The organism is Aeromonas allosaccharophila, assembly GCF_016026615.1.
GTDB lineage: Bacteria > Pseudomonadota > Gammaproteobacteria > Enterobacterales > Aeromonadaceae > Aeromonas > Aeromonas allosaccharophila.
The window spans coordinates 3,614,010-3,640,000 of record NZ_CP065745.1 but is presented as its reverse complement, the minus strand read 5'-3'; the positions used below and the strand labels follow the sequence as shown (position 1 = coordinate 3,640,000).

The 25,991-nt window shown below is 61.1% G+C and carries 27 protein-coding genes; 11 read left to right on the top strand and 16 right to left on the bottom strand.

Going from position 1 to position 25,991, the window contains the following annotated elements; all coding sequences use genetic code 11:
* Positions 1-337 precede the first annotated feature (337 nt).
* Positions 338-877, top strand: coding sequence for a gamma carbonic anhydrase family protein (locus tag I6G90_RS16635; protein ID WP_042061206.1), 540 nt, complete (start codon positions 338-340; stop codon positions 875-877).
* An 88-nt stretch (positions 878-965) separates the two neighbouring features.
* On the opposite strand, the gene polA is transcribed toward I6G90_RS16635, so the two are convergent.
* Entirely contained in the window at positions 966-3,731 is a 2,766-nt protein-coding gene (polA, locus tag I6G90_RS16630; RefSeq protein ID WP_197928380.1) for a DNA polymerase I, read from the bottom strand.
* A 400-nt stretch (positions 3,732-4,131) separates the two neighbouring features.
* On the opposite strand from polA, the gene elbB reads away from it, so the two are divergent.
* Complete coding sequence (gene elbB, locus I6G90_RS16625; protein ID WP_197928378.1) at positions 4,132-4,782, top strand: isoprenoid biosynthesis glyoxalase ElbB; 651 nt, start codon at positions 4,132-4,134, stop codon at positions 4,780-4,782.
* A 72-nt stretch (positions 4,783-4,854) separates the two neighbouring features.
* Here the strand turns inward: elbB and I6G90_RS16620 are convergent, their stop codons facing one another.
* From I6G90_RS16620 to fieF, 4 genes are all read right to left on the bottom strand, one after another.
* The gene (locus I6G90_RS16620; protein WP_033136398.1) at positions 4,855-5,064 is read right to left on the bottom strand and encodes a cell division protein ZapB; all 210 of its coding nucleotides are present in this window, start codon (positions 5,062-5,064) and stop codon (positions 4,855-4,857) included.
* A gap of 246 nt (positions 5,065-5,310) precedes the next feature.
* The gene (locus tag I6G90_RS16615) at positions 5,311-6,591 is read right to left on the bottom strand and encodes a hypothetical protein (RefSeq protein ID WP_197928376.1); all 1,281 of its coding nucleotides are present in this window, start codon (positions 6,589-6,591) and stop codon (positions 5,311-5,313) included.
* Positions 6,592-6,611: 20 nt separating this feature from the next.
* Positions 6,612-7,391, bottom strand: coding sequence for a serine O-acetyltransferase (gene cysE / locus I6G90_RS16610; RefSeq protein WP_058053260.1), 780 nt, complete (start codon positions 7,389-7,391; stop codon positions 6,612-6,614).
* 8 nt (positions 7,392-7,399) lie between these two features.
* Complete coding sequence (gene fieF, locus I6G90_RS16605) at positions 7,400-8,311, bottom strand: cation efflux pump FieF (RefSeq protein ID WP_042061152.1); 912 nt, start codon at positions 8,309-8,311, stop codon at positions 7,400-7,402.
* An 85-nt stretch (positions 8,312-8,396) separates the two neighbouring features.
* On the opposite strand from fieF, the gene I6G90_RS16600 reads away from it, so the two are divergent.
* The 3 genes from I6G90_RS16600 to trmL all read left to right on the top strand — a co-directional run bounded on the left by I6G90_RS16600 (position 8,397) and on the right by trmL (position 10,983).
* Positions 8,397-9,092, top strand: a complete 696-nt coding sequence (locus I6G90_RS16600; RefSeq protein WP_042061153.1) for a response regulator — start codon at positions 8,397-8,399, stop codon at positions 9,090-9,092.
* Positions 9,074-10,444: an ATP-binding protein gene (locus I6G90_RS16595; protein WP_197928374.1), complete on the top strand. Its 1,371-nt coding sequence runs from the start codon at positions 9,074-9,076 to the stop codon at positions 10,442-10,444. Before I6G90_RS16600 ends, I6G90_RS16595 begins: the two co-directional genes overlap by 19 nt.
* Positions 10,445-10,518: 74 nt before the next feature.
* On the top strand, positions 10,519-10,983 hold the full coding sequence (gene trmL / locus I6G90_RS16590; protein ID WP_005339545.1) for a tRNA (uridine(34)/cytosine(34)/5-carboxymethylaminomethyluridine(34)-2'-O)-methyltransferase TrmL: 465 nt from the start codon (positions 10,519-10,521) through the stop codon (positions 10,981-10,983).
* Between the two features lie 13 nt (positions 10,984-10,996).
* Here the strand turns inward: trmL and I6G90_RS16585 are convergent, their stop codons facing one another.
* The 4 genes from I6G90_RS16585 to lexA all read right to left on the bottom strand — a co-directional run bounded on the left by I6G90_RS16585 (position 10,997) and on the right by lexA (position 14,518).
* Positions 10,997-12,286: an MATE family efflux transporter gene (locus tag I6G90_RS16585; RefSeq protein ID WP_232254464.1), complete on the bottom strand. Its 1,290-nt coding sequence runs from the start codon at positions 12,284-12,286 to the stop codon at positions 10,997-10,999.
* Between the two features lie 74 nt (positions 12,287-12,360).
* Positions 12,361-12,987 carry an SCO family protein gene (locus tag I6G90_RS16580; RefSeq protein WP_042061159.1) on the bottom strand — a complete coding sequence of 209 codons (627 nt, stop codon included), beginning with the start codon at positions 12,985-12,987 and terminating at the stop codon, positions 12,361-12,363.
* A 208-nt stretch (positions 12,988-13,195) separates the two neighbouring features.
* Positions 13,196-13,411, bottom strand: a complete 216-nt coding sequence (locus tag I6G90_RS16575) for a hypothetical protein (protein ID WP_019446524.1) — start codon at positions 13,409-13,411, stop codon at positions 13,196-13,198.
* A gap of 483 nt (positions 13,412-13,894) precedes the next feature.
* The gene (lexA, locus tag I6G90_RS16570) at positions 13,895-14,518 is read right to left on the bottom strand and encodes a transcriptional repressor LexA (RefSeq protein WP_033136389.1); all 624 of its coding nucleotides are present in this window, start codon (positions 14,516-14,518) and stop codon (positions 13,895-13,897) included.
* Positions 14,519-14,722: 204 nt separating this feature from the next.
* Here lexA and plsB point away from each other — a divergent pair, with 204 nt between their 5' ends.
* Positions 14,723-17,146: a glycerol-3-phosphate 1-O-acyltransferase PlsB gene (gene plsB / locus I6G90_RS16565; RefSeq protein WP_197928370.1), complete on the top strand. Its 2,424-nt coding sequence runs from the start codon at positions 14,723-14,725 to the stop codon at positions 17,144-17,146.
* 162 nt (positions 17,147-17,308) lie between these two features.
* On the opposite strand, the gene ubiA is transcribed toward plsB, so the two are convergent.
* Both ubiA and I6G90_RS16555 read right to left on the bottom strand, forming a co-directional pair.
* Positions 17,309-18,178, bottom strand: a complete 870-nt coding sequence (gene ubiA, locus I6G90_RS16560; RefSeq protein ID WP_197928368.1) for a 4-hydroxybenzoate octaprenyltransferase — start codon at positions 18,176-18,178, stop codon at positions 17,309-17,311.
* Positions 18,175-18,711: a chorismate--pyruvate lyase family protein gene (locus I6G90_RS16555; RefSeq protein WP_197928366.1), complete on the bottom strand. Its 537-nt coding sequence runs from the start codon at positions 18,709-18,711 to the stop codon at positions 18,175-18,177. Before I6G90_RS16555 ends, ubiA begins: the two co-directional genes overlap by 4 nt.
* 145 nt (positions 18,712-18,856) lie before the next feature.
* Here I6G90_RS16555 and I6G90_RS16550 point away from each other — a divergent pair, with 145 nt between their 5' ends.
* The gene (locus tag I6G90_RS16550; RefSeq protein ID WP_058053267.1) at positions 18,857-19,297 is read left to right on the top strand and encodes a flagellar basal body-associated protein FliL; all 441 of its coding nucleotides are present in this window, start codon (positions 18,857-18,859) and stop codon (positions 19,295-19,297) included.
* A 112-nt stretch (positions 19,298-19,409) separates the two neighbouring features.
* Positions 19,410-19,574: a hypothetical protein gene (locus I6G90_RS16545; RefSeq protein ID WP_098971330.1), complete on the top strand. Its 165-nt coding sequence runs from the start codon at positions 19,410-19,412 to the stop codon at positions 19,572-19,574.
* 18 nt (positions 19,575-19,592) lie between these two features.
* Here I6G90_RS16545 and I6G90_RS16540 read toward each other — a convergent pair whose 3' ends face one another.
* From I6G90_RS16540 to I6G90_RS16530, 4 genes are all read right to left on the bottom strand, one after another.
* On the bottom strand, positions 19,593-19,925 hold the full coding sequence (locus I6G90_RS16540) for a DUF2799 domain-containing protein (RefSeq protein WP_197928364.1): 333 nt from the start codon (positions 19,923-19,925) through the stop codon (positions 19,593-19,595).
* 136 nt (positions 19,926-20,061) lie between these two features.
* Positions 20,062-20,187: a hypothetical protein gene (locus I6G90_RS21435; protein ID WP_265328520.1), complete on the bottom strand. Its 126-nt coding sequence runs from the start codon at positions 20,185-20,187 to the stop codon at positions 20,062-20,064.
* Positions 20,188-20,261: 74 nt separating this feature from the next.
* The gene (acuI, locus tag I6G90_RS16535; protein WP_197928362.1) at positions 20,262-21,242 is read right to left on the bottom strand and encodes an acrylyl-CoA reductase (NADPH); all 981 of its coding nucleotides are present in this window, start codon (positions 21,240-21,242) and stop codon (positions 20,262-20,264) included.
* 32 nt (positions 21,243-21,274) lie between these two features.
* Positions 21,275-22,297, bottom strand: coding sequence for a LacI family DNA-binding transcriptional regulator (locus I6G90_RS16530; RefSeq protein ID WP_042657795.1), 1,023 nt, complete (start codon positions 22,295-22,297; stop codon positions 21,275-21,277).
* 251 nt (positions 22,298-22,548) lie between these two features.
* Here I6G90_RS16530 and I6G90_RS16525 point away from each other — a divergent pair, with 251 nt between their 5' ends.
* From I6G90_RS16525 to I6G90_RS16515, 3 genes are read left to right on the top strand one after another with little or no spacing between them, the layout of a single operon-like run.
* Positions 22,549-22,992: a PTS sugar transporter subunit IIA gene (locus I6G90_RS16525; RefSeq protein WP_042061176.1), complete on the top strand. Its 444-nt coding sequence runs from the start codon at positions 22,549-22,551 to the stop codon at positions 22,990-22,992.
* A gap of 35 nt (positions 22,993-23,027) precedes the next feature.
* Positions 23,028-23,315, top strand: a complete 288-nt coding sequence (locus tag I6G90_RS16520; RefSeq protein WP_058053271.1) for a PTS sugar transporter subunit IIB — start codon at positions 23,028-23,030, stop codon at positions 23,313-23,315.
* A gap of 51 nt (positions 23,316-23,366) precedes the next feature.
* Positions 23,367-24,626: a PTS ascorbate transporter subunit IIC gene (locus I6G90_RS16515; protein WP_197928360.1), complete on the top strand. Its 1,260-nt coding sequence runs from the start codon at positions 23,367-23,369 to the stop codon at positions 24,624-24,626.
* A gap of 98 nt (positions 24,627-24,724) precedes the next feature.
* On the opposite strand, the gene waaA is transcribed toward I6G90_RS16515, so the two are convergent.
* Positions 24,725-25,990 carry a lipid IV(A) 3-deoxy-D-manno-octulosonic acid transferase gene (gene waaA / locus I6G90_RS16510; RefSeq protein ID WP_197928358.1) on the bottom strand — a complete coding sequence of 422 codons (1,266 nt, stop codon included), beginning with the start codon at positions 25,988-25,990 and terminating at the stop codon, positions 24,725-24,727.
* Between the last annotated feature and the right edge of the window lies 1 nt (position 25,991).

The window sequence follows — 25,991 nt, the reverse complement described above, 5'->3', positions numbered from 1 at the left end:
TGTGAGTGCCCACACAGATTGCTTGATTCAAATTGTTAAAGAGCGACGCAACAGTTCGTTGCTGCGGGAGTGGAATTCTACTCAACCGCCTTCTCGAGTCAAGCCTTATTTTCAAAGGCTTTTCGAGGTTATCGACTTGGCTTTCTGCGTTGCCGCTTGCCCTGTCGATGGAGGCGCATTATAGGGAACAGATTCTTTCTGGCAACCCCTCATCGGCAATAAAATTGCAAAAAAGGGCACTTTTTTAGTTATTCATATCCAACCACAGCTTTTATACAAACTTATCCACAGAAACAGGTTCCGGATTGCTAGAATGGCCGAAAACAAGGAGGCCAAGATGGACTTGCGACTGAGACCCTACAAGGGAAAACGCCCGCAATTGGGCAAACGGGTATATGTAGATCCCTGCGCGACACTGGTGGGCGATATCGAGCTGGCCGACGATGCCAGCATCTGGCCCATGGTGGCGGCACGGGGGGATGTGAATCATATCCGCATCGGCGCCCGCAGCAATATTCAGGATGGCACTGTATTGCACCTGACTCGCAAGAGTGCCAGCAACCCTGATGGCTATCCGCTGTTGATCGGAGAAGATGTGACGATCGGCCACAAGGCGATGCTGCACGGCTGCACCATCGGCAACCGGGTGCTGGTCGGCATGGGGGCAATCATTCTGGATGGGGTAGTGGTCGAGGATGACGTGATGGTCGGCGCAGGTTCGCTGGTGCCACCAGGCAAGCGACTCGAATCGGGCTTTCTATATATAGGTAATCCCGTCAAACAGGCTCGCCCGCTCAAACCCGCCGAGATCGCGTTTCTCAAGACCTCGGCCGACAACTATGTCCTGCTCAAGGATGAGTATCTGCAAGAGACCTGATAGGGCAGGCAGAAACAGGAAGCCCGGCATGATGCCGGGCTTCGCTTCTTATATAGCTATATAGCAGTGCAGAAAGGCAGGCTGGAAATCAGTGGGCCTGATCCCAGTTATCGCCGGTGCCCGCTTCAACCAGCAGCGGCACATGCAGTTCGGCAGCGCCCGACATCTTCTCCTTGATGATGGCGGTGTACTCCTCCAGTTTCTCTTCGCGGATCTCGAACACCAGTTCATCGTGTACCTGCATCAGCATACGGATCGACTCATCCTCGATACCGCGGATCCAGCTGTCCACGTTGATCATGGCGCGCTTGATGATATCGGCAGCAGTGCCCTGCATCGGGGCGTTGATGGCGGCCCGCTCGGCAGCCTTGCGCAGACCGGCGTTGCGGGACTTGATGTCCGGCAGATAGAGGCGACGGCCGAACAGGGTCTCGACATAACCCTGGGCTTCCGCTTGCTGGCGGGTGCGCTCCATATACTCCAGCACGCCCGGGTAGCGTTCGAAGTAGAGGTCCATGTACTTCTGCGCTTCGGCGCGGCCGATCCCCAGCTGCTTGGCCAGACCAAAGGCACTCATGCCATAGATGAGGCCGAAGTTGATCGCCTTGGCGCTGCGGCGCATGTCGGTGGTGACCGCATCGAGCGCCACGCCGAATACCTCGGCGGCGGTCGCCTTGTGGATGTCCTTGCCCTCGGCGAAGGCGGTCAGCAAGCCCTTATCACCGGAAAGATGCGCCATGATGCGCAGCTCGATCTGGGAGTAGTCCGCCGCCACCAGCTTGTAACCGGCGCTAGGAATGAAGGCTTGACGGATCCGGCGCCCCTGCTCGTTGCGCACCGGGATATTCTGCAGGTTGGGATCAGATGATGACAAACGGCCCGTAGCCGCCACCGCCTGATGATAGGAAGTGTGTACCCGCCCGGTCTGCGGCTTGATCATCAGCGGCAATTTGTCGGTGTAGGTGGACTTGAGCTTGGCCAGGCCTCGATGTTCCATCAGCAGGCGCGGCAGCTCGTAGGTCTCCGCCAGCTCGGCCAGCACCTCTTCTGCGGTGGACGGCGCTCCCTTGGGAGTCTTTTTGATGATCGGCAGGCCCAGCTTGGTGAAGAGGATCTCCCCCAGCTGCTTGGGCGAGGAGAGGTTGAACTCCTGTCCGGCCAGCTCGTGAGCCTGCTTCTCCAGCTCTGCCAACCGCAGCTCGATCTCCTGACTCTGCTGGTGCAGCAGCTTGGGATCGATAGTGGTGCCGAGCAACTCCATCCGCGCCAGTACCGGCAGCAGGGGCAGTTCGATTTCACTAAATACCTTGGCGAGGCCCGGCACGGCCTCCAGCTGCCCCCACAGGGTCTGGTGCAGACGCAGGGTGATATCGGCATCTTCCGCCGCATAGGGAGTGGCCTGCTCCAGCTCGATCTGGTTGAAGGTGAGCTGCTTCACCCCTTTGCCCGCGATATCTTCAAAGGAGGTGGTCTCGACCCCGAGATAGCGTTTGGCCAGCGAGTCCATGTCGTGGCGACTGGCGGTGGAGTTAAGCACGTAGGATTCGAGCATGGTGTCGTAGGCGATACCTTGCAGGTCGATGTCGTGGTTGAGCAGCACGTTGCGATCGTACTTGAGGTTCTGCCCCACCTTGAGACGGGTCGGATCTTCCAGCAGCGGCTTGAGCTTGCCCAACACCACGGCTTCAGTCAGCTGCACCGGTGCCCCGAGATAGTCGTGGCCAAACGGCACATAGGCGGCCTTGCCCGGCTCAACTGCGAAGGAAACGCCGACGATCCGTGCCTCCATATAGTCGAGACTGGTGGTTTCGGTATCGAAGGCAAACAGCGGTGCCGCTTTCAGCTGTTCCAGCCAGCCGTCAAACTCGGCTTCGTCCAGAATGCAGCGGTAGTCAGTTTCGATGGTGACAACCGGAGCTGCACTCTCATCGCCAGCCTCGTCCTGTCCGGCGCTCTCGCGGCCCTCTTCACCACCGGACTCCAGCTCCTTGATCAGGTTGCGCAGCTCGTATTCGCGATAGACGGCCAGCAGGGACTCCTTGTCGACCGGCTGGAGCTGCAGTTGCTCCAGACTCTGTTCCAGCTCGACGTCGGTCTTGATGGTCGCCAGTCGATAGGAGAGACGAACCTGCTCTTCCTGCTCGCGGAACTTGTCGGCGAACGCCTTGGAGCCTCGGAAGCCGAGCGCAGCCACCTTGTCGAGGTTGGCGGCAATCTCGTCGATGCTGCCGATCCCCTGCAGCAGGGCCAGTGCGGTCTTCTCGCCGACACCGGTCATGCCGGGAATGTTATCGACCTTGTCACCCATCAGGGCCAGATAGTCGATGATGAGCTCGGGCGGCACGCCAAACTTCTCGATCACCCCTTCCCGATCGGTCTTCACATCTTTCATGGTATCGATCAGGGTGACATGGTCGGAGACCAGCTGCGCCATGTCCTTGTCGCCGGTACTGATCAACACCGGTAGCTGCTTCTCGGTCGCCTGGCGGGCCAGGGTGCCGATCACGTCGTCGGCCTCGACCCCCTCGACCATCAAAAAGGGGAAGCCCATCGCCTTGATCATCTGATGGATGGGGGCGACCTGGCTGCGCAGATCGTCCGGCATGCTGGCACGGGTCGCCTTGTACTCGGGATAGATGTCGTCGCGGAAAGTCTTGCCCTTGGCATCAAACACCACGGCCACATGACAGTCAGGATATTGCTTGCGCAGACTGCGCATCATGTTGGCCATGACACGGACGGCGCCGCTCGGCAAACCGGTCGATGTGCGCAGATCGGCCTGCTGGGAGGCGAAGAAGGCGCGGTAAAGATAAGAGGAGCCGTCGACCAGAATAAGGGGATTGCTAGGGGCCATGAAATCGTCCTGCCAGAGATAAACAGCCGCTAGGATGCCACAGGGCCCCCCTCACACCAAGGGGCGCAGCAACAGCACAAATGCCCTTATAAAGGGACTCAGACTGTGGATAACTCTGTGTTCAAAAATGGGGCGCATCAGAGCGCACAGTGACAAAGCTGTGCATAAGAATATAAAAAGCCATTAAAAACAATACATTGAGATCGCAAAAACCGATCGCGAGACAGTTAGAATGATCTCGATCAATGTGGAAAAAGATTTAAGGGAGTAGGTACGGCAGGATCCAAAACGAAACAATCCTAGCACAGCAAGATGACTTGACCAGCGGATGGCGAGCGATAACCATACAAAAGTACAACAATCCATCTTGGCTCACATTTTCAACAACAAGGAGTTTGCCATGAAAAAAGTGGCCGTGATTTTGAGTGGCTGCGGTGTCTTTGACGGAGCTGAAATCCACGAGGCCGTCATCAGCCTGCTGGCGCTGGCCCGTCAGGGAGCCGCCGTCCAGTGCTTCGCGCCGAACGTGGCGCAGCTCCATGTGATCAACCACCTGACCGGTGAAGTAAGCGAGGGAGAGAGCCGCAACGTGCTGGTCGAAGCGGCCCGCATCTGCCGTGGCCAGATCAAGGATGTGGCCGAGCTGGATGCGGCCGATTACGACGCTCTGCTGGTACCCGGCGGCTTTGGCGCTGCCAAAAACCTGTGCGACTTCGCCATCAGGGGCGCCGAGTGCCAGATCCAGCCCGATGTGCTGAAAGCGTGCCAGAGCTTTGCCAAAGCCAACAAACCGGCCGCCTATATCTGCATCGCGCCCGCCATGATCCCGCTGATCTACGGTGCCGGGACGCTGGCGACCATCGGCCATGACGAGGGCACCGCCAACGCCATTGAGGCGATGGGCGGCAGCCATCTCAACTGCCCGGTCAACGAGTTCGTGGTGGATCAGGAGCGCAAGGTGATCTCCACCCCCGCCTACATGTTGGCCAGCAACATAGTGGAAGCGGCAGACGGCATCGAGAAGACGGTCAAACAGCTGCTGGCGCTGTAATCCCCGCCCAGCCAAAAACAGACGGGCCGCTCATCGAGCGGCCCGTTTTCAATTCTGCCTGAAGGCGATGAATTAGATGGTTTCGCCCATCTGATCCATTTTGCCCAGCAGGGCACGCAGACGCTCCTGCCATGCAACGTGCTCGTTGCGCAGCTGATGGTTCTCGTCTTGCAGCTTGCTGTTCTGCTCTTTCAGCTCGTCCAGCTCCATCTTCAGCAGGGAGATGTTGTCGACGGCGGATTGTACTTTGGATTCGAGTTGCTCAAGGACTTCTAGTGACATATGCATACCTGTTTGTTCAATTGCGATGCCCCACAGAGGGCGATTCAAGCGCGTGAAGCCAGCATACCCCGAGCGCATCGGCACAAACAAGCCAGTGCGCTGTAAAATGCGCCTTCCATAGATGTATTGTCTAAATATGCGTCTATTTTTCTCGCATCCTGCGCCCGAGCCGCGACAACACACTGAACCGTGCGTAAAAGGCCCCGCCACCCGTGCATCATTTGCACCCTCCTGACGGCGCCACCGTTATCCATGCAAGGCGATATAAGCCCCCAGCAACAGACAGGCGACGACATACATCAACAGACCGTAGAGCAGGTTCCAACGCAGGATCAGCCCGGCACTGAGGCTGTAACGGGAGGCCAGCGCCAGATTGGAGCCGGAGAGCGGGCTGGTACCGGTGGCAAGCCCCCATCCCAGCAGGAAACACATGCCGAGCAGGCTGGGATCCGGCGCCAGCGGCCAGAGCAGCGGCGCCAATCCGGAGATACTGATGAGCGGATGCACCCCGACGATGGCCACCAGCAGGATCAACAGCAGAGTGAGGGACGCTTCAAGCCAGCCAAAGTGGTTGAACAGCGGCAGGCCGTGGCCCGCGCCGAGATCGATGACCGACAGCGCACTGTTGATCCCTGCCGCCAGCAAACCGGCCCCCAGAAACAGCACCAGCTGACCACCGATGGCGGGGAAGCGCTCCACCACCTGCCGCTTGAGGGCCGCCTTGCGCCCGACCCTCGGCATAAAGAGCAGCGCCAGCAGCGGGGCCACCAGCGCGATCACCGCCAGAATGCCGAGCTGGGGCCAGATCTGCTTGATGAGCAGTACCAGCAGCGCCAGCGTGACCGGCAATCCCAGCGTCTGCAGCCGCAGCGGATAACCGGCAAAGTCAGCCACTCCGATCCGCTCCACCTGCCAGGCGGTCAGCCCCATCGCCAGCAATGCGGCGAGGATCCCGAACGGCAGAATATGGAAGAGCTGCAAACCCGGCGCATAGGTGAGCGCCACCGCCATGGCGACAAAGAAGGGTGACCAGAAGGCGGCGGCACAGAAGATCCGGCTCAGCACCATCACCTGACGCCGCTCCAGGGTGCCGCCCCGCTCCAGCCGATCGCCGATGATAAACAGCACCGAGAGGTTGATGACCGCTCCCAGCAGATTGAGGCTGGCCATGGTGCTCCACAGCCCCTTGCGCCCGGTCCAGGAGGTGGTGCCGGTCAAGAGACCCGAGGTGGCGAGGTTGAGGGTGCTCACCGCGGCAAACATGGTGAGCATATTGATGTTGGGCAGCAGCCAGTCACCAGCGATGAGGGTCGCGCCCCGCCACCAGGAGAAGATCAACAGCAACAGGGCGGCGCCATAAAGGGCCAGCGCCTGCCGCTTGGCGGCCCCCACCAGCCAGGGCCAGGTGAGCAGTGACGCCCCCCAGGCCGCGATGGCCGCGGGCCAGGGGGAGAGTCCCAGATAGAGATGCAGCAGGTTGAGCAGCCACATCCCCAAAATCAGATAACCCGACCAGCGTTTGGCCATCGACGCCTCCGGTCAGGAGATCAGAGACACTGATCCATATCCAGTGAAGGCTTGTCGCACTCCGGACGGCCGACGATCTTGGCGGGTACGCCAGCGACCGTGGTATGAGGTGGCACCGGGTTGATCACCACGCTACCCGCGCCGATTTTGGCGCCCATGCCCACTTCGATATTGCCGAGCACCTTGGCACCCGCCCCTATCATCACCCCTTCGCGGATCTTGGGATGGCGATCGCCGCTCTCCTTGCCGGTACCGCCGAGGGTCACGCTCTGCAGGATGGAGACATCATCTTCAATCACCGCCGTCTCGCCAACCACGATGCCGGTGGCGTGGTCAAACATGATCCCCTTGCCGATACGGGCGGCCGGGTGCACATCCACCCCGAACACCACCGAGATCTGGTTTTGCAGATAGAGCGCCAGCGAGCGGCGCCCCTGACGCCACAGCCAGTTGGCGACCCGATAACCCTGCAGGGCATGGAACCCCTTGAGGTAGAGCAGCGGGGTGGAGAAGAGATCGACCGCCGGATCGCGCTCCTGCACGGCGCAGATGTCGGCCGCCACCACCGCCAGCAGCTCGGGTTCGCTGCGCAGGGCCAGCTCGATCACTTCGCGCAGGGCAATAGCGGGCATGGTGGCGCTGTCGAGCTTGTTGGCCAGCTGGAAGCTGAGGGCCGATCGCAAATTCTTGTGATTGAGAATGGTGGAGTGGAAGAAGCTGGCCAGCATCGGCTCCTGGGCCGCCATGCACTCCGCTTCTTGCTGAATTTTGTGCCAGGTTTTGGCAACCAGTTCATCCATGTTGCAGCCTACTGTTGTTCTGGGTGAGGGCTCTGTTGTTCTTTTGTCAGCACCGAGATGGGGTCCATGTGGATGATGACATCCATCCGCTCGAATGCCTGGCGTACCGCCAGTTCGGCTTCATCGGCGATCTGATGGGCCTTGACCAGGGGGATCTGATCATCCAGTTCCAGATGCAACTGTACGAATCGGGTCGGCCCGGATTGACGGGTGCGCAGGTCATGTACGCCGTGTACACCTTCTACGGCACAGCAGAGCGCCATTATTCTCGCTTGTTCTTCGGCTGGCAACTGACGATCGAGCAGGGCCTGCACCGACTCGTAGCCGATGTGTCCCGCCCCCCACAACAGGAACAGCCCGATCAGGATGGCAAACAGGCCGTCGGCCCAGTACCACCCCTGCCCCGCCAGCACCAGCGCCAGCAAGACACCGGCATTGAGCAGCAGATCGGAACGGTAGTGCAGCATGTCGGCCTTGATGGCCACGCTGTTGGTCTTGCGAATGACCAAGCTCTGGAAGCTGACCAGCAGCAGGGTCAGCACGATGGAACCACCACTGACCCAGAGGCCGGCCTCCAGCCGCTCGATGGGCGCCTGTTTGAGCAGCGAAGAGATTCCGTGCATCACCAGCAACAGCGCGGAACCGGAAATAAAGGCTGACTGAATGAGCCCCGCCAGCGACTCCGCCTTGCCATGACCGAAACGGTGTTCGTCATCGGCGGGGGCCAGCGCATAGCGAATGGCCAGCAGGTTGATGATGGAGGCACTCACATCCATGAAGGAGTCAGTGAGCGATGCCAGCAGGGTCGACGAGTCGGTCATCAGCCAGGCGATCAGTTTGCCGATGATCAGCAGGGTGGCGGTGGTGACCGCCGCCATGCTGGCAAAGGTGACCCAACGGGAATATTGTTGATGGCTCAAAACCGGCTTTCCTCTGGCGATGAAAAACTTATTATACCCTGACCCCGGCGTCAGTTTGGCGCGAAAATCTGCGGAATAACACCAGATGAACAGAATACTCCTGGTCGACGACGATCTTGAATTGACCCAACTGCTCACCGAAATTCTGACCCTGGAGGGATTTCAGGTCACGGTCGCCGAGGATGGTGAAGAGGGGCTGCAACGATTGGCGGAGCAGAGCTTCGATCTGGTGCTGCTGGATGTGATGATGCCCAGGCTCAACGGCTTTGCCATGCTGACCAAGCTGCGCAAGACCCACGACACCCCGGTACTGATGCTGACCGCGCGCGGTGACAGCCAGGATCGGGTCAACGGTCTGGAGGCTGGCGCCGACGACTATCTGGCCAAGCCGTTCGATGATAGGGAGCTGCTCGCCCGCGTGCGCGCCATCCTGCGCCGCACCCAGAGCGCCCCGCCCCAGCGCGGCAACTCCTCCGACGAAGTGCACTTCATGGATATCGTGCTGCAACCCGGCCTGCAGCAGGCCCGCTGCGGCGAACAGCTGCTGGAGCTGACCGCCACCGAGTTTGGCCTGCTGGAGTGCCTGCTGCGCAATCCCGGCCAGATCGTCAGCAAGAGTCATCTCTCCGAGCAGGTGCTGGGCAAGAAGCTGGAACCCTTCGATCGGGCCATCGACATGCACCTGAGCAACCTGCGCAAGAAGCTGCCGGATCGCACCGATGGCCAGCCCCGCTTCAAAACCGTACGGGGGCGCGGTTACCTGTGGCTAGAGCAAGAATAGAGCGCATCAGCTCCCTCAACGGGATCTCGACCCACATCTTCCTCTGGTTCTGGCTCATGTTGCTGGTGATCCTGGCCGCCGTGATCAGCCTGCCGACCCTGGATCCCCGTAACCAGATCCCGCTACCGACCCACGAGGTGGCGCGGATGCAGAATAATGTTCAGGCCCTGCTCAATGCCGCCGATCCGGATCAGGATTTCGATCTGGCCAAAGCGATGGACAATATCGCCATGCTGCCGGTGGATAACGTCTATCTGCGCGATGAGCGGGGACAGATCCAGTCCACCACCCATCCACGCAAGTTCGTGGTGCGCTTCATGGTGGATGCCGACGATCCGGCCAACCCCATGCTGGGCAACGAGGATCGCAAGGCGATCGCCGGCCCCTTCCTGATGGAGCACCACGGCCATCGCTATCACGTCTATTTCGGCCTCAATGCCGAGAACCCCTACCTGTTCCTGTTCATTCAGGTGCTGGATCACCCGATCCGCATTCTGGGCATCTCGATGCTGGTCAGCACCCCGCTCTGCCTGCTGCTCGCCTGGCGGCTGACCCGCCCCATCCTGCAATTGCAGAAGTCGGTCTCCCAACTGGCGGCCGGCAATCTGGAGGTGCAGATCCCCAATCTGGGACGGGGCGACGAGATCGGCCAGCTGGCGGATAACGTCAGCCGCATGGTGGAGACGCTCAAGAGCATGATCCAGAAGCAGAAACAGCTGCTCTCTGACATCTCCCACGAGCTGCGCAGCCCCCTCACCCGGATGCAGCTGGCGCAGGCGCTGATCCGCCGCAAACAGGGTGACAGCGCCGAGCTGGCGCGGATCGAATCGGAGATCGGGCGGCTGGACAAGCTGATCGGCGATCTGCTGGATCTGTCGCGGGTGCAGCAGCATGTGGAGGCGCCGGTGATGCACCCGCTAGCCGACCTGCTGGAGCCCATCCTCGAAGATGCCATGTTCGAAGCAAACCAGAGCAGCAAGCAGCTCAGACTGCCGCCGCTACCCGCCGAATCGATCCAGATGTGGCCCGAGCTGCTGGCCAGGGCGGTGGAGAACCCCCTGCGCAACGCCCTCAAATATGCCCGCGAGTTCATCAAGGTGGACTGGTATCGGGAGGGGCAGGAGTGGGTGATGACCATTCGGGATGACGGCCCCGGAGTGCCTGACGAGCAGCAGGCGCTGCTGTTCCAGCCCTTCTTCCGGGTCGATGATGCCCGCAACGCCAAGACCGGCGGTACCGGGCTGGGGCTGGCCATCGCCTCGGAGGCGATCCAGCGCCACGGCGGCACCATTGCGGCCAGCAACAATCACCCGACCGGGCTGACCATCACCATCCGCTTGCCCATCGCCTGATCCTTTTCATCCGGACGGGCGCTGGGTATGCTGGCGCCCCTTCTTGGCTTTACATCTCTTTGCAGGAACTCGTCATGCTCGATATCGTCCTCTACCAGCCGGAAATTCCGCCCAACACCGGCAATATCATCCGGCTTTGCGCCAATACCGGTTACCGGCTCCATCTGATTGAGCCGCTGGGATTTGAGTGGGATGACAAGCGGGTAAAGCGGGCAGGACTCGACTATCACGAGTTTGCCGAGGTGAAGCGCTGGCCGAGCTATGAGGCGTTTCTGGCAGCCGTGGCGCCCAAGCGGGTGTTCGCCTGCACCACCAAGGGCCGCACCGCGCACTCGGCAGCACAATATGCCCTTGGCGACGCCCTGCTGTTTGGCCCGGAGAGTCGCGGCCTGCCCATCGAGATCATCGAGAGCCTGCCGTTCGAGCAGCGGCTGCGCATTCCGATGGTGCCCCAGAGCCGCAGCATGAACCTCTCCAACGCGGTATCGGTGTTCGTCTACGAGAGCTGGCGCCAGCTCGGCTACGACGGCGCCATGTAAGCGTCATCGCGGCTCAGTGGCGGGCGTCGAGCAGATGCCCGCTGCGCTCCAGCCGCCAGCAAGTAACCCCCAGCGACAGACCGCGCCCCACCATCAGCGCCGCCATCGCCGCCCATAACGCGGCCACGCCCCACGACTGACAGAGCCACCAGATCGGGAAGAAGCCGCCAAACGCGGCCAGCAACATGCTGTTGCGCATCTCCCGCGCCCGGGTCGCCCCGATGAACACCCCGTCCAGCAGGAAACACCAGACCGCCAGCAACGGCATGGCGATCAACCAGGGAAGCTGACGATTTGCCTCCGCCACCACTGCCGGAATGTCGGTGATCTGCCCCACCAGCCAGCTGCCCAGCAGGGCAAACCCAAAGGTAAATGCGGTCGCAATCAGGGCGGCCCAGCCCAGATTGAGCACGATGGCCTCCCGCAGTTTTTGCCGATCCCGCAAACCGATGGCTCGCCCTACCATGGCCTCCACCGCGTAGGCAAAGCCATCGAGCCCGTAGGAGATGAGCATCAGGAAGTTGAGCAGCACCGCATTGGCGGCCACTGCCACATCCCCCAGCCGCGCCCCTTGCAGGGTCATAAAGGCGAAACAGAGCTGCAAGCAGAGGGAGCGCAGGAAAATATCGCGGTTGAGGCCGAGCAGCCGCACCATGGGGGCAAGTTGCCGCCAGCGCTGCCAGCCATCCTGCCACACCGTTGGTGCCAGTTGCCGCAGCTGACGGCGCACCAGCCAGATGCCAGCGGCCAGCGCGCAGTAGTCAGCCATGACCGAGGCCGCCGCCACACCCCGCACCTGCCAGCCAAGCCCCAGCACAAACAGCGCATCAAGCGCCATGTTGACCAGATTGGTGAGGATCAGCATCACCATGGGGCTGCGGGCATCCTGCATGCCCAACAGCCACCCCATGATCACCAGATTGCAGAGCGCCGCCGGGACGCTCCAGATCCGCAGCGCCACGTATTGGCCCGCATAGAGCTGCACCTCGGCCGAGCCGCCACTCAGGGCGATCAATCGTGGCAACAGGGGGAAGAGCAACAACAGCAGCGCCAGGCCGAGGGCAATTGCCAGCCCCAGTGCCCGCAGCAGGGTATCGAGCTGGGCGCGACCATCGGCGGCGCCGTGCGCCTGCGCCGTCAGCCCGGTGGTCGACATCCGCAAAAAGCCGAGTAACCAGAAGATGAGGTTGATCAGGGTTGCACCAACCGAGACGCCCCCCAGAAACCAGGCCTGACCGAGATGACCGATCACCCAGGTGTCCACCAGCCCCAGCAAGGGGGTGGTGATATTGGAGAAAACCATGGGCAGGGCAAGAGCAAAAACAGCGCGGTGGCGAGAGGGATCTCGCCACCAGGGGGCAACAGATGGGGTCACGCTCAGTGGCCTGTCAGCTTCAGAATGCGGGAGAAATCAGAGAGCATGGTGGCCATCTGCACTCGTGGCACCTGACCCGGCGCCACCTGCGGGCGGAACACCGCCTGCAGCTTGCCCGTGGGGTTAATGAGCACGATGGAGGCTGAGTGATCGATTAGGTAATCCTTCTCCCCCTGATTGGCGATGGAGTAGATCAGCCCCAGATTGCGCACGAACGGGAACAGCTTGTCGTGGGGGGCGGTGGCCGCCTTGAACTCGGGATTGAAGAAGGCGGTGTAGGTCTTGAGGCGGGGAATGTCGTCACGCTGGGGATCCGCCGAGATAAACACCACCTGGCTGTCGGGCGCCATCTTCTTCAGCTGATCATAAACGGATCGCATATCTGCCAGGGTGGTGGGGCAGATATCGGGGCAGAAGGTGTAACCGACGAACAGGAAGGTCCAATGCCCCTTCAGGTTGGCAGGGGTGAACGGCTTGTTGTCCGCATCGGTAAAGGCAAAATCGTTGATGTCCCGCCCCGCCGGATAGTAGTCGGCCTGCTGTGGCTGCTCTGGCTGCGTGGCGCAGAACGCAAGGATCAGACAGGCTGTCAGCAGCAGAAAGAGCAGGGGATAGCGGAGCTTCATCATAACAAGAGACCCTTTCAGTTCGAGGCAGATGGCCAGCAGTGACCGGACAAGAGGGGTCATTGTACCCCAGCGAGCCACCAAGGGGGGTCAACCTTGTGCAACACCCTGTCAGGAGTCGACCATTTGGCACAATTGATCGCCAGTTGCGGCCATAAAAAAACCGGCACTTCGGGTACCGGTTATGGGTGTATTTGTTTGCCTCTTCTGCTCAGGGGCGAGCGTTGCGCCCCTGCTGCAACATCTTGCCGATGGCCCGCACGCCGATGGGAATGACGGGGGCCAGCCAGCCCTCTTCCCCCTGGCGATCGCCGTGACCTCGCTTGAACAGCAACACCAGACGCACCACCTTCTCTTTCGGGCATCCCAGCCAGAGCGTCCAGTGCGACCCACGATGGTGCAACCAGAGACCGTAAAACCAGGTCATCCGGCTACCTTTGACAAAACGGGTAATAGACGATTCCGCTGGCGCAGCCGCAGCCTCTGAATCCCATGGCGATCTTGATGCCATACCAGTCCTCCTTGACCGACAGGTCATGTTGCTTCGTCGGCCTGAACTGGCGTCAGGCCCGTCACGACTCTCTGCAACCACTACGAGTGGTCCCCTTTGCCCGACCAGGCTCGGGATCTCCCCACTCCCCCTTCATATCCCGTGAAGGTGTACTGCCCGATTCTCGTTATTGCCGCCCCTCCCGTCACGGCGCATTGCGGTTGCCAGAGGGAGGCGCCAAGCCCTGTCTCGGCGACAGGGCACTGATCTGAGCATATATCTGAAATGGATGATTGGTAACCGATCGCACGGGACAAAATGCTGCCGCCGATGATCTGTTTGATATGACAGGGAAAGTGCGCCAGAAACAGCACGGCCTCCCGAAGGAGGCCGTGTGGCAAACGCAGGTGGCGGGGATGATTACATCCAGTCGGCGTTGCGGATCACCCCGACCGCCAGTCCCTCGATGGTGAGCTGCTGGCAGGAGAGATCCACCTCGATAGGGGCGAGCTCTTCGTTTTCCGGCAGCAGCCATACCTGACTGCCCTTGCGCTGGAAGCGCTTGACGGTGACATCCTCATCGAGACGGGCGACCACCACCTGACCGTTGCGCACCTCCTGGGTCTTGTGCACCGCCAGCAGGTCACCATCCAGAATGCCGATGTTCTTCATGCTCATCCCCTGCACCCGCAGCAGAAAATCAGCGCGCGGATGAAACAGGGCGGGATCCACCTGGTAGTGGCTCTCGATATGCTCCTGCGCCAGGATGGGTTCACCGGCGGCCACCTTGCCGATGAGCGGCAGGCCACTCTCTTCCAGCACCTCTTCCTCTTCGAGCAACAGGCGAATGCCGCGGGACGTGCCCGGCATGATCTCGATGACCCCTTTTTTGGCCAGGGCCTTCAGATGTTCTTCGGCCGCATTGGCCGACTTGAAACCAAGCTTCTGGGCAATCTCGGCACGAGTCGGCGGCATGCCGGTCTCGCTCATGTTCACCTTGATCAGCTCCAGCACTTCGGCCTGGCGGGGGGTAAGGGGTTTCATAGCATTGGCACCTGTCTTTTTATACAGCACACTGGCAGTATATACAGTGCAGTGGCCAAGGCAAGGCGCAGCTGACATTTGTCGCAACCAATCCCTCATTTACTGCTGTTTTGATCCTGCGCAGCCGACTCATCGTACCTCTCGGCGACAAGGGGCTGCCGATTTGCTATGCTCACGCCGCATTTTTTTGGAGAGCAGACGCACATGTCCCTAGGACAGAAGATTTCCAGAGCCATCTTGCAATGGCCGGTCAGCGGCTTGGTCAATCACAAGAGCCTGCCGGAAAATCCCATCACAGAACTCAATCTGGATCCGGCCAGACCCATCGTCTATGCCCTGAAAACCAGTTCGATCACCGACCTGATGACCCTGCAGCAGTGCTGCGAGGATCTCGGTCTGCCCGGCCCCTTCACGCCGCTGGAACTTAACGGCCAGCTGCTGCCGCGCTATGTCTGTCTGGATCGTCCGCCTCCCCTGTTTGGCAAACGCAGCAAGCCGCTGCCCTTCCTGCAGGAGTTCCACCAGCTGCTGGATCTGCACAAGCAGGATTCCGAGCTGGATATCCAGGTGGTGCCCGTGACCCTGTTCTGGGGCCGCGCTCCGGGTCGGGAAGGGGAAGAAGCCTCCGGCCTCAACATCATCAGCAGTCTGGCGCCGAACCGGCTGAAGAAGGCGCTTATCGTGATCCTCAAGGGTCGCGAGAATCTGGTGCGCTTCTCGCCGCCGCTCTCCCTGCGTCATATGGCCGACAAGCACGGCACCGACGAGGCCATCGCCCACAAGCTGGCGCGAGTTGCCCGTACCCACTTCAGCCGTCAGCAGCTGGCCGCCACCGGCCCGAAACTGCCGAACCGCAACCTGCTGTTCAAACAGCTGCTCGACTCCGCGGTGATCCAGCAGGCGATTGAAGAAGAAGCCCAGCGCGAGGGCATCAGCCTCGAGAAGGCGCAAAAGCGCGCCCATGGCTACATGGACGAGATCGCCTCCAACTTCTCCTACCGGCTGATCCGCCTTGGCGAGAGCTTCCTCGGCTGGCTGTGGAACAAGCTCTACCGCGGTTTGTCGGTCAATGGCGCCGAGAAGGTACGCCAGCTGGCGCAGGAAGGGCACGAGATCGTCTACGTCCCCTGCCATCGCAGCCACATGGACTACCTGCTGCTCTCCTACGTCATCTACCACCAGGGGATGGTGCCGCCCCATATCGCGGCAGGCATCAACCTCAACTTCTGGCCAGCTGGCCCGATCTTCCGCCACGGTGGCGCCTTCTTCATTCGCCGTACCTTCAAGGGCAACCCGCTCTACAGCACGGTGTTCCGTGAATACCTCAACCTGCTGTTTGCCAAGGGTTACTCGGTGGAGTTCTTCACCGAAGGCGGCCGCTCCCGTACCGGCCGTCTGCTGCCACCCAAGACCGGCATGCTGGCGATGACTCTGCAGGCGATGATGCGCGGACTGGATCGTCCGGTCACTCTGGTGCCCGTCTATCTGGGCTACGAGCACGTGATGGAGGTGAACACCTACCACAACGAGCTCAAGGGCAGCCGCAAGGAAAAAGAGAGCTTCCTGCAGGTGCTCGGCATCCTGCGCAAGCTGCGCAACTACGGCCGTGGCTTCGTCAACTTCGGCGAGCCGCTGACCCTCAACAGCTACCTGAGCGAACATATTCCGGACTGGAAGAAGCACATCGGGGAAGAGGAGCGTCCGGAGTGGATGGCGGGCACCGTCAACGATCTGGCCGAACTGCTGATGACCCGCATCAACGATGCGGCCGCCGTCAATGGCCTGACCCTGAGCGCGCTGGCACTGCTGGCCGCCGAGCGCCACGCACTGACCCGCGACGAGTTGCAGGCCCAGCTCAACACCTATCTGGATCTGCTCAAGGCGGTGCCTTACAGCCCGCAGAGCACCATTCCGGATGAGGATGCCAAAACCCTGCTGGATCAGGCGATGGAGCTCAACAAGTTCGAGGTGAGCGAGGACAAGCTGGGGCAGATCATCAGTCTGGACCGCTATCAGGCGATCCTGCTGACCTACTACCGCAACAACATCCTCCACCTGTTCGCCATGCCCTCGCTGGTGGCGGCCTTGATCGAACGGTGCGAGGGGATCTCCCGCAGCGAGATCATGGCCCGCTGCATCGACATCTATCCGCTGCTCAAGACCGAGCTGTTCCTGCGTTATGAAGAGGAGGAGCTGCCGGCGCTGGTCGACAGCCTGCTCGATGCCCTGCAAACCCAGCAACTGATCGAGACCCGCGATGACGGCTACTGGGTCAATCCGGCCAACCAGATGCGGTTGCTGCTGCTGGCGGAGAGCATTCAGGAGACCCTGCAACGCTACGCCATCGTGCTGACCCGAGTGCTGGCCCAGCCTTACATCGAAGCGGAGCAGCTGGAGGCGGACGGCCTGATGATGGCAGAGCGCCTCGGCACCCTGCACGGCATCAACGCCCCCGAGTTCTTCGACCAGAAGCTGTTCAGCACCCTGATCCACACCTTGCGCAAGGAGGGTTACCTCTCCCCCGAGTGCAAACCGGATCTCGGCCGCTTCCAGGCGCTGGCCGACAACATAGTGCCGCTGCTGAGCAACAAGATCCGCCGTACCATTCAGGCGGGCAACCAGCTCTAATCTGCAACGCAAACAAAGAAGGCCGCATCATGCGGCCTTCTTTTTATCCCGTGTTACTCAACGCGCTATCACGGCAGCAGTGTGTAGCCGAGTACCAGACCGGCAAACAACAGCACCCCAACACGCGACCCTCTTTTTTATTCAGCGTGACTCAGTACGTTATCACGCCAGCAGGTAGTCGAGCACCAGACCGGCAAACACCAGTGCCCCCACATAGTTGTTGTTGAGAAACGCCTGGAAGCAGGCTTCCCGTTGCCGCTCGCGAATGAGCCGCTGCTGATAGACAAACAGCACCGCCGCCCCCAGTAATCCCCAGTAATACCAAGCCCCTAGCGCCATCAGATGCCCGACCGCCAGCAACAGCAGCAGTGCCGAGAGTTGCAGTACGCCGATGATCCGCTTGTCATGACGACCAAACAGGATGGCGCTGGATTTGAGGCCGAGCTTGAGATCATCATCCCGATCCACCATGGCGTACTGGGTGTCGTAAGCCACGGTCCAGAGCAGGTTGGCGAAGAAGAGCAGCCAGGCCACCAGCGGCAGGGCATCCGCCTGCGCCGCATAGGCCATCGGGATCGACCAAGAGAAGGCCATCCCGAGCACCAGCTGGGGGTTGGAGATAAAGCGCTTCATAAAGGGGTAGCTCACTGCCAGCAGCAGGCCGACAAACGACAGACCGATGGTGAGCGGATTCATGGTCAGCACCAGAGCAAACGAGATAATTGCCAGCACGAAGAAGAGCGCCAGCACCTCCCATGGTTTGACTCTGCCCGTGGGCAAGGGCCGACCAGCGGTTCGTTTGACGTGGCCATCGAAGTTGCGATCCGCATAGTCGTTGATCACGCACCCGGCCGAGCGCATCAGAAAGACCCCGACCACAAACACGGTCAGCACCCAGAGATTGGGCAGGCCACCGGCGGCCAGCCAGAGCGCCCACAGAGTTGGCCACAGCAGCAACAGAGTGCCTATGGGCTTGTCGACGCGGGCCAACTGCATGTAGGCCAGTCCCCGCTCCTTGGTTAACAGATTCACTCCAGCTCCTTGTCACAGACGAGAGAGGGCAGAAACAGCTCGTGCACCAGCAGTGGCCACTGCCCCAGAAACAGACGGGAACGACGCCCCCAGACAGTGGCGGCAGGGCACCGGGAATTGGCGGCAATATCGAAACGGGCCAGCTGCAGGTGATCGCGGCGGGCAGGCTCATGGCCAAATACCCGCTCACCCAGCGGCTGCTCGCCAAGCTCGGCGATGCCGCTCCCTTGCAGCGCGCCATCGGCAAACAGGGTCCAGCCCAGCACGGCGGGCCCCTGATCCCCATGCAGGATCACCTCGCGGCAGGTACCGGCCGGCGAGGCCGAATCAACCAGCCACTGCTCATCGGCAGTGAGGGCGACCGGGTGATTGCCCAGCCACTCCACCGAAAAGTGGCGATTGTGCTGACGCAGGCGCCGAGTCATGGAGCCGGTCTCCAGCAGCCAGGGGCGCAAGCTGGCGGGCAACTCGCAACATTCGGGGGCCAGCCACCCGCTTAACGGCGTGAGGGGAACAGTCAACTCGGACTTCACAGCTTCACCATCCAGAGATTTCCGTGTTCAGGTTAAAATCCGGTTTATTATCCGTAAATCAATAGCGAAATGTAAGAACATCCGTGCTTGACGGCCCCGATGGCAACATCAAAAATGGGTTATCTCTTGCTGATGAGCCATCTATATGAAGATCTTCAAAATTCTGCTGGTGTTGTTACTGAGCTGTGGTGCGCTGCATGTGCAGGCCTCATCCGAAGAAGAGCCGCCCGCAGAGGGAGAAGACGCGGCCGCGGCCGCCAAACCGGGCTTCTCCTACCACGCGCTCGATCCCGACATCATCACCAACTATCTGAGCGATGGCAAAACCCTCGGCTATATCCGGGTCACGGTGGAGCTGATGGCGGAGAACGAGGCCGATCTCAAGCTGCTCGAGCAGCATGACCCGCTGATCCGCGATACCATCATCCGCCTGATGGGCAGCAAGAGCGCCGAGCAGATCAAATCCCTGGTCAGCCGCGAAGAGTTGCGCAAGGAGTGCGAGACCAAGGTCAACGAACTGCTGGTGAAAGAGACCGGCAAGAAAGCGGTGCGCGAGCTCATCTTCACCAAGTTCCTCTACCAGTAATCCCTACCGAAACAGTCGCTTATTGGCATATCGGCCAATAAGCGAGCTTTGCCGGTTTATTCGAAATGAAAATCGATTACAATACGGCCGTCGAGTCGTAGAGGTAGTCGTTATGGGCAGCAAAACCCTGTGTGAATGGCGCCGTCACGAGATCCCCACCGATCTCAAGGCGTTGCGCAAGATAGTCCGCAAACCCAAGTTTGTCTGCGGCAAGTGCGCCCGCAGCGCCAATGACAAGGGTTACCTCTGCCAGCCGCTGCGCTTGAAAGAGGAGTAGCCCCTTCCTGTCAGGGCACTATTGATCGGTCCACCCCTGACGCCCCTGCTCGAACAACCTGCGCGCCTGGGTATCATTCGGGCAAACGCCGCGATACTCCTCGCCGGAACGGCCAGCCAGATAGAGATGCTCGGGACGGCAATACCATGCCAACCCCTTCTGGCGTCCCTGCTCCCACAGTTCGGTATCCACCTTTTTACCGCACTGGCCCTGATGGAACTCGACCCGCTCGGCGGTGAAGCCCAGCTTGCCATCCGCCTCCCCGACCTCGCTCCACACCTTCTCGCAGGGATCATCGTTGGAGACACAGCCACCCAGCAGGGCAGCCAACAATATGATGGTGAGTCGCATAATCATCCTTGAGTGTCATTTGGGCAGTTCATTCTACCCAGCGGCCCGGCCCTGACCAAGGGCCAACACTCAGCCGTGTGAGCGCGGCAAAAAAATCAGGCGGGCTCAAAGCCCGCCTGTTCATTCATGCTGTGGTTCACTGGTCATCGAAAGGGTCATCATCCTGCCAGCTTTCATCTTCCCATTGATCCAGCTCTTCTTCCCAGGATTCCGGATCCCACTCGTCATCAGATGAGTCGTAATCCGGCTTGTGTCCACCCATCTTCACTCTCCTTGGATAGTTCACCCGCACTCCAATTTTATCCGGAATTGTCAGGCTCGCCAGTCAGAGATCGTTCAAAGTTTGACCAGAGTGCGACCGGCAATCTGGCCCAGCGTGATGGCCTCGGCGGCCGCCACTACCTGCTCCAGCCCGATCTCGGTAACCGCCTGTTCGAAGAAGCTGGCGGGCAGATCCCGCGCCAGTCGCTGCCACGCCAGTTGGCGACGTGCAAATGGGCACATCACCGAATCGACACCCTGCAGTCGCACATTGCGCAGGATAAAGGGCATCACGCTGGTCGGCAGATCGAAACCGCCTGCCAGCCCGCAGGCTGCCACGGCGCCGCCATAGTTCATCTGGGCCAGCAGCTTGGCCAGCACCTGACTGCCAACGGTGTCGATGGCGCCTGCCCACAGTTGCTTCTCCAGCGGCTTGGCGGGCACCAGCAGTTCGCTGCGCGGCACGATACGACTGGCACCCAGCGCAGTGAGCATGGCGCCCTGCTCTTCGGGACGACCGGTCAGCGCAGCCACCTGATAGCCAAGGGCTGCCAGCAGGGCAACCGAGGTGGAGCCCACGCCGCCTGCCGCGCCGGTGACCAGCACCTCGCCGCTTTCGGGAGTAATGCCCGCCTCTTCCAGCGCCAGTACGCAGAGCATGGCGGTGAGACCGGCGGTACCAATGCACATGGCCTGGCGCTCATCCAGCCCGGCGGGCAACGGCACCAGCCAGTCCCCCTTGACCCGCGCCTGTTCAGCCATGCCGCCCCAGTGGCCTTCGCCCACGCCCCAACCGGTCAGCACAACCTTGTCGCCGGGCTGATAACTGCTGTCGGCAGATTCGAGCACGGTACCGGCAAAGTCGATGCCGGGCACCAGCGGCCACTGACGCACGATCTTGCCCTTGCCGGTGATGGCCAGCCCATCCTTGTAGTTGATGGAGCTGTAGGCAACGGCCACCCGCACCTCACCTTCCGGCAACTGGCTCTCGGTCAGTCGGGTCAGGGTTGGAACAGTCTTGCCGTCTTGGTTTTCCAGTAACAGAGCCTTGAACATGGTTGCCTCTTTGATGACGTGTGAAACGGGGATCAGCTGCTTTGGCGCTTTTGCAGTTGAAAATCGAGGGCCAGCGCGGTGCCCATCACGGGCTCCCCGGCCAGTTGGCGCAGGATCAGTTCGGCGGCCTCCTGCCCCATTTTTCGATAGGGGATCCTGACCGAGGTAAGGGTCGGATAACAGGCGCGCGCCACATCCAGATCGTCAAATCCGGCGATGGCGAGTTTGCCCGGCACATTCAAATGGCGACGCTGGCACTCGAACAGCACGCCAGCCGCCAGTTCGTCGTTGACGCAGATCAGCGCGTCCAGCTCGGGCCAGCGCAGCAGAAATTCTCCCAGCATGGTGGCACCGGTGCTGAAGCTGGGCCGTTCCGAGGTGTTGATGATGGCATCGGGTGAGAGGTAGTTATCGAGCAGCGCCTTCTGCCAGCCCTGCATCCGCTGTTGCAGCATCCACTGCTCCTGACGGGCACAGAGAAAACCGATGTTGCGGTAGCCCCGCTCGATCAGGTGGCGGGTCAGCTGATAACCGGCATCGAAGTTAGAGACCCCCACATTCATGTCGATGGGGCTGCGCGCCATGGCGCCGACTTCCACCACCGGCAGGCGGGAGGCTTTCAGGCGGGTACGGATCGTCTCGCCGGGATCGCCACCAAACAGCACCACCGCAGCCGGATTGTGCTGCAAAAAGCTGGTCAGCAGGCGCTCTTCCTGCTGCTTCAGATGCTGGGCATCCCCCAGCATGATCTGGTAACCCTCGTCCAGCAGGGTCTGTTGCAGGCCAGCGATCATCTCGCCACAGCCCGCTTCCGCCAGACTGGGGACGATCACTACGATGGTCTGGGAGGTGGCAGAGGCCAGCGCCCCGGCGGCCCGGTTGGGGATATAGCCGAGCTCTTCCACCGCGGCGTCGATGCGTTCGCGCATCTTGTCGGAGACCATCTCCGGCGTGCGCAGGGCACGGGAGACCGTCATGGCCCCCACGCCAGCCAACTGAGCCACATCGTTGAGGGTCACCCGACCCGTGCTACGGCGCTTCTTTGCTTCTGACATCCATCCCATCCTCGACTTGCGGCTGCCCACTTTAAGGCAAAAGTGCGGCACTGACTATTTGCTCAGGGCCGATTCTACCCTCTTTCCCGGATCACGGGGGCAAGATGACTCCCGTTAATGAATGAAGTGATAGCGCTATCACAGTTTCATGTTAGCGCTATCTGATAGCGCTAACTTTCGGGATCAGCCTCACAGTTTCACCACCGCAAGATCGATAAATTGGCCCCATCTTAACTAGCCGGATCACCACCATGCTGACTCAACTGCTGACCGAGGATGTCATCCGCATCGAACCCGCCGCCCGCGACTGGCGCCACGCCATCGAGCTGGCGACGGCGCCCCTGCTGGCCAACGGCACCATCGAGCCCTCCTACGTGGCGGCGCTGTTTCGCTCTCATGAAGAGCTCGGCCCCTACTACGTGCTGGGCCCCGGTCTGGCGATGCCCCACGCTCGCCCCGAGGACGGCGTCAACCGGCTGGGGCTGGGGCTGACCGTCATCAAGCAGGGAGTCAACTTCGACTCCGAGGGCAACGACCCGATCCAGCTACTGGTGACACTGGCGGCCAGCGACAGCAACTCCCACGTGGAGACCATCGCCCAGTTGGCCGAGCTGTTTATGAATGAAGAGGACGTGGCGGCCATCATCGCGGCCGACACCAAAGACGACATCCTGCGCATACTGGCGCGCTACTGATCTGCGCCAAGGCGCACCTGACGAAGGAAGAGACAATGAAAATTCTGGTTGTATGCGGTCACGGTCTGGGCACCAGCCTGATGATGGAAATGAGCATCAAGAGCATCCTGAAAGAGCTGGCGGTCACCGCCGACGTGGATCACCGCGATCTGGCCTCCGCCGGTAGCGAAACCGCCGAAATCTTTATCGCCACCCGCGACATCGCCGAGCAGCTGCAATCCATGGGCGTCAATGGTCGACTGGTGAGCCTCGCCAACATGGTCGACAAGGTCGCGATGAAAGAGCAGCTCTCCACCGCCCTGCGCGAACTGGGTGCCCTCTAAGAATCCTCCATGCGGCCTGCGGGCCGCATCTTCCATTGCCAGGAGCTGACCATGGAATTTTTCAACTTTCTGATGTTTGACGTGCTGTCCGAGCCCGCCGTGCTGGTCGGCCTGATCGCGCTTATCGGCCTGATTGCCCAGAAGAAACCGGTGACCGAGTGCATCAAGGGCACGGTCAAGACCATCATGGGTTTCGTCATTCTGGGGGCCGGTGCCACCCTGGTGATCAACTCGCTGGGTGACTTCGCCGTCATCTTCCAGCACGCCTTCGGCATCAAGGGCGTTGTGCCCAACAACGAAGCCATCGTCTCCATCGCCCAGACTTCGTTTGGCAAGGAGATGGCGATGATCATGTTCTTCGCCATGCTGGTGAATATCCTGATCGCCCGCCTGACCCCGTGGAAATTCATCTTCCTGACCGGTCACCACACCCTGTTCATGTCGATGATGGTGGCGGTGATCCTCTCTGCCGGTGGCATGAGCGGCGTGCCGCTGATCGCGGTGGGCAGTCTGGTAGTTGGCGTCGCCATGGTCTTTTTCCCGGCCATCGCCCACCCCTTCATGAAGCAGATCACCGGCTCCGACGACGTAGCGCTGGGTCACTTCTCCACCTGCTCCTACGTGCTCTCCGCCCTGATCGGTGCCAAGTTCGGCAACAAGGCCCACAGCTGTGAAGATGTGCAGGTGCCCAAGAGCCTGCTGTTCCTGCGCGACACACCGGTGGCCATCTCCTTCACCATGGGCATCATCTTCCTGGTGACTGCCGCCTTCGCCGGCCCCGAGTTTGTCACCAGCGTCGCCAAGGGCAAGCACTGGTTCATGTTCTCCCTGATGCAGTCCATCACCTTCGCGGCAGGCGTCTACGTCATCCTGCAGGGTGTGCGGATGGTCATCGCCGAGATCGTACCGGCCTTCAAGGGGATCTCCGACAAGCTGGTGCCGAACGCCAAACCGGCGCTCGACTGCCCCATCGTCTTCCCCTACGCCCCCAACGCTGTACTGATCGGCTTCCTGTCGAGCTTTGCCGCCGGTCTGGTGGGGATGGCGCTGCTCTACGTGATGGAGCTGACCGTCATCATTCCGGGCGTGGTACCGCACTTCTTCGTCGGCGCGGCCGCCGGGGTATTCGGCAACGCCACCGGTGGCCGTCGTGGTGCCATTCTGGGCTCCTTCGCAAACGGCCTGCTGCTGCTCACCATTCTGCCGGTATTCCTGCTGCCGGTACTGGGCGACCTCGGCTTTGCCAACACCACCTTCAGCGACTCCGACTTCGGGGTGCTGGGCATCCTGCTGGGGCTGATCGTCCGCTAATCCCGGCAACCGCCAACAACAAAACGGAGCGCATTGCGCTCCGTTTTTTTATGGTCGGCCATCGATGATGGATGGCGGGCTGTATGAAAGGCTGAAACTCAGTCGTTTTCCAGCGCAGCCAAGCAGTGAGAGAGGGTGCGGGCCAACGCCCCCTGATTGCGCAGCACCACGGCGCGGGCCTGCTCGCCCATCTCGCGGCGGGCGCTCCCGTCAGCAAACAGCTGGCTCACCCGCTCGCCCAGCTCGGCGGCATCGGCCACGATGACAGCGCCCCCCTGAGCCACCAGCTGGCGGGTGATGTCGCTGAAGTTGAAGTAGGCGGGACCGGTCAGGCAGGGCTTGCCGAGCGCCGCCGGTTCCAGCAGGTTGTGACCACCGATCTTCACCAGACTGCCACCGACGAAGGCCACATCGGCCGCCGCCAACATCAGCGGCAGCTCGCCCATGGTATCGCCGAGATAGACCTTATCCTGGACCCCAACCGCAGCATGACTGGTGCGCCGCACACAGCCATAAGGGGCACACAGCTCGGCCACCCGATCGAACCGCTCGGGGTGGCGCGGCACCAGAATGAGCAGTGCAGCGGGATGGCGTTTGAGCAGCAGATCGAAGGCGGCCAGCACCTGCTCGTCCTCACCCTGATGGGTGCTGGCGGCGATCCAGACCGGCCGATCCGCCCCCAACTGCTGGCGCAGGGCGCGACCTTTGGCCTGCACCTCGTCACCAAACTGGATATCAAACTTGATGGAGCCGGTCACCGCCAACCGCGAACGATCGATGCCGAGACGGGCGAAGCGGTCGGCGTCATCCTGATGCTGGCAGAGCAGATGGGTTAGCGGCCGGCTCAGGGTGTCGAAAGCGCCGTGGAAGCGGGCATAACGCTGGCAGGATCGCTCGGAGAGGCGGGCGTTGATGATGGTCACCGGCAGGTGGCGCGCCTCGCAGGCGGCCAGCCAGTTCGGCCACAGCTCGGTCTCCATCACCCAGAGCGCGCGCGGCTTGAAGGTGTCGAGAAAGGCCGCGACAGCCCAGGGATAGTCGAGCGGCGCGTAGCGATGCACCACCAGATCACCCAGCTTGGCGGCCTGCTCGGCGCCGGTACGGGTGGTGGTGGTGAGCAGGATCGGCAGATCGGGCCGCTCTGCTTTCAGGGCACGAATGAGCGGCGTGATGGCCAGCGTCTCCCCCACACTCACCGCATGGATCCACAGCGGTGCATCCTGTCCGGTGGCAGGCAGTCGCCCGAGATGCTCGGCCCAGCGCTCGCCAAAACCGGGCTTGCCCCTCTTTGGCTTGTAGAGCGCCAGCAGTGCCAGCGGCAATCCCAGATGGATCAGCAGGTTGTAGAGCAGACGGTAGGGCATC

Coding starts and splice junctions, on each gene's coding strand:
- I6G90_RS16520 (WP_058053271.1), top strand. CDS start 23,028: ATGAAAATTCTGGTTGTATGCGGTCACGGTCTGGGCACCAGCCTGATG.
- I6G90_RS16615 (WP_197928376.1), bottom strand. CDS start 6,591: ATGGCCAAACGCTGGTCGGGTTATCTGATTTTGGGGATGTGGCTGCTC.
- lexA (WP_033136389.1), bottom strand. CDS start 14,518: ATGAAACCCCTTACCCCCCGCCAGGCCGAAGTGCTGGAGCTGATCAAG.
- plsB (WP_197928370.1), top strand. CDS start 14,723: ATGTCCCTAGGACAGAAGATTTCCAGAGCCATCTTGCAATGGCCGGTC.
- trmL (WP_005339545.1), top strand. CDS start 10,519: ATGCTCGATATCGTCCTCTACCAGCCGGAAATTCCGCCCAACACCGGC.
- I6G90_RS21435 (WP_265328520.1), bottom strand. CDS start 20,187: ATGGGTGGACACAAGCCGGATTACGACTCATCTGATGACGAGTGGGAT.
- I6G90_RS16600 (WP_042061153.1), top strand. CDS start 8,397: ATGAACAGAATACTCCTGGTCGACGACGATCTTGAATTGACCCAACTG.
- I6G90_RS16545 (WP_098971330.1), top strand. CDS start 19,410: ATGGGCAGCAAAACCCTGTGTGAATGGCGCCGTCACGAGATCCCCACC.
- I6G90_RS16620 (WP_033136398.1), bottom strand. CDS start 5,064: ATGTCACTAGAAGTCCTTGAGCAACTCGAATCCAAAGTACAATCCGCC.
- waaA (WP_197928358.1), bottom strand. CDS start 25,990: ATGCCCTACCGTCTGCTCTACAACCTGCTGATCCATCTGGGATTGCCG.
- elbB (WP_197928378.1), top strand. CDS start 4,132: ATGAAAAAAGTGGCCGTGATTTTGAGTGGCTGCGGTGTCTTTGACGGA.
- I6G90_RS16635 (WP_042061206.1), top strand. CDS start 338: ATGGACTTGCGACTGAGACCCTACAAGGGAAAACGCCCGCAATTGGGC.
- I6G90_RS16525 (WP_042061176.1), top strand. CDS start 22,549: ATGCTGACTCAACTGCTGACCGAGGATGTCATCCGCATCGAACCCGCC.
- I6G90_RS16575 (WP_019446524.1), bottom strand. CDS start 13,411: ATGACCTGGTTTTACGGTCTCTGGTTGCACCATCGTGGGTCGCACTGG.
- I6G90_RS16580 (WP_042061159.1), bottom strand. CDS start 12,987: ATGATGAAGCTCCGCTATCCCCTGCTCTTTCTGCTGCTGACAGCCTGT.
- polA (WP_197928380.1), bottom strand. CDS start 3,731: ATGGCCCCTAGCAATCCCCTTATTCTGGTCGACGGCTCCTCTTATCTT.
- cysE (WP_058053260.1), bottom strand. CDS start 7,391: ATGGATGAACTGGTTGCCAAAACCTGGCACAAAATTCAGCAAGAAGCG.
- acuI (WP_197928362.1), bottom strand. CDS start 21,242: ATGTTCAAGGCTCTGTTACTGGAAAACCAAGACGGCAAGACTGTTCCA.
- I6G90_RS16540 (WP_197928364.1), bottom strand. CDS start 19,925: ATGCGACTCACCATCATATTGTTGGCTGCCCTGCTGGGTGGCTGTGTC.
- I6G90_RS16530 (WP_042657795.1), bottom strand. CDS start 22,297: ATGTCAGAAGCAAAGAAGCGCCGTAGCACGGGTCGGGTGACCCTCAAC.
- I6G90_RS16585 (WP_232254464.1), bottom strand. CDS start 12,286: ATGGTTTTCTCCAATATCACCACCCCCTTGCTGGGGCTGGTGGACACC.
- I6G90_RS16550 (WP_058053267.1), top strand. CDS start 18,857: ATGAAGATCTTCAAAATTCTGCTGGTGTTGTTACTGAGCTGTGGTGCG.
- I6G90_RS16515 (WP_197928360.1), top strand. CDS start 23,367: ATGGAATTTTTCAACTTTCTGATGTTTGACGTGCTGTCCGAGCCCGCC.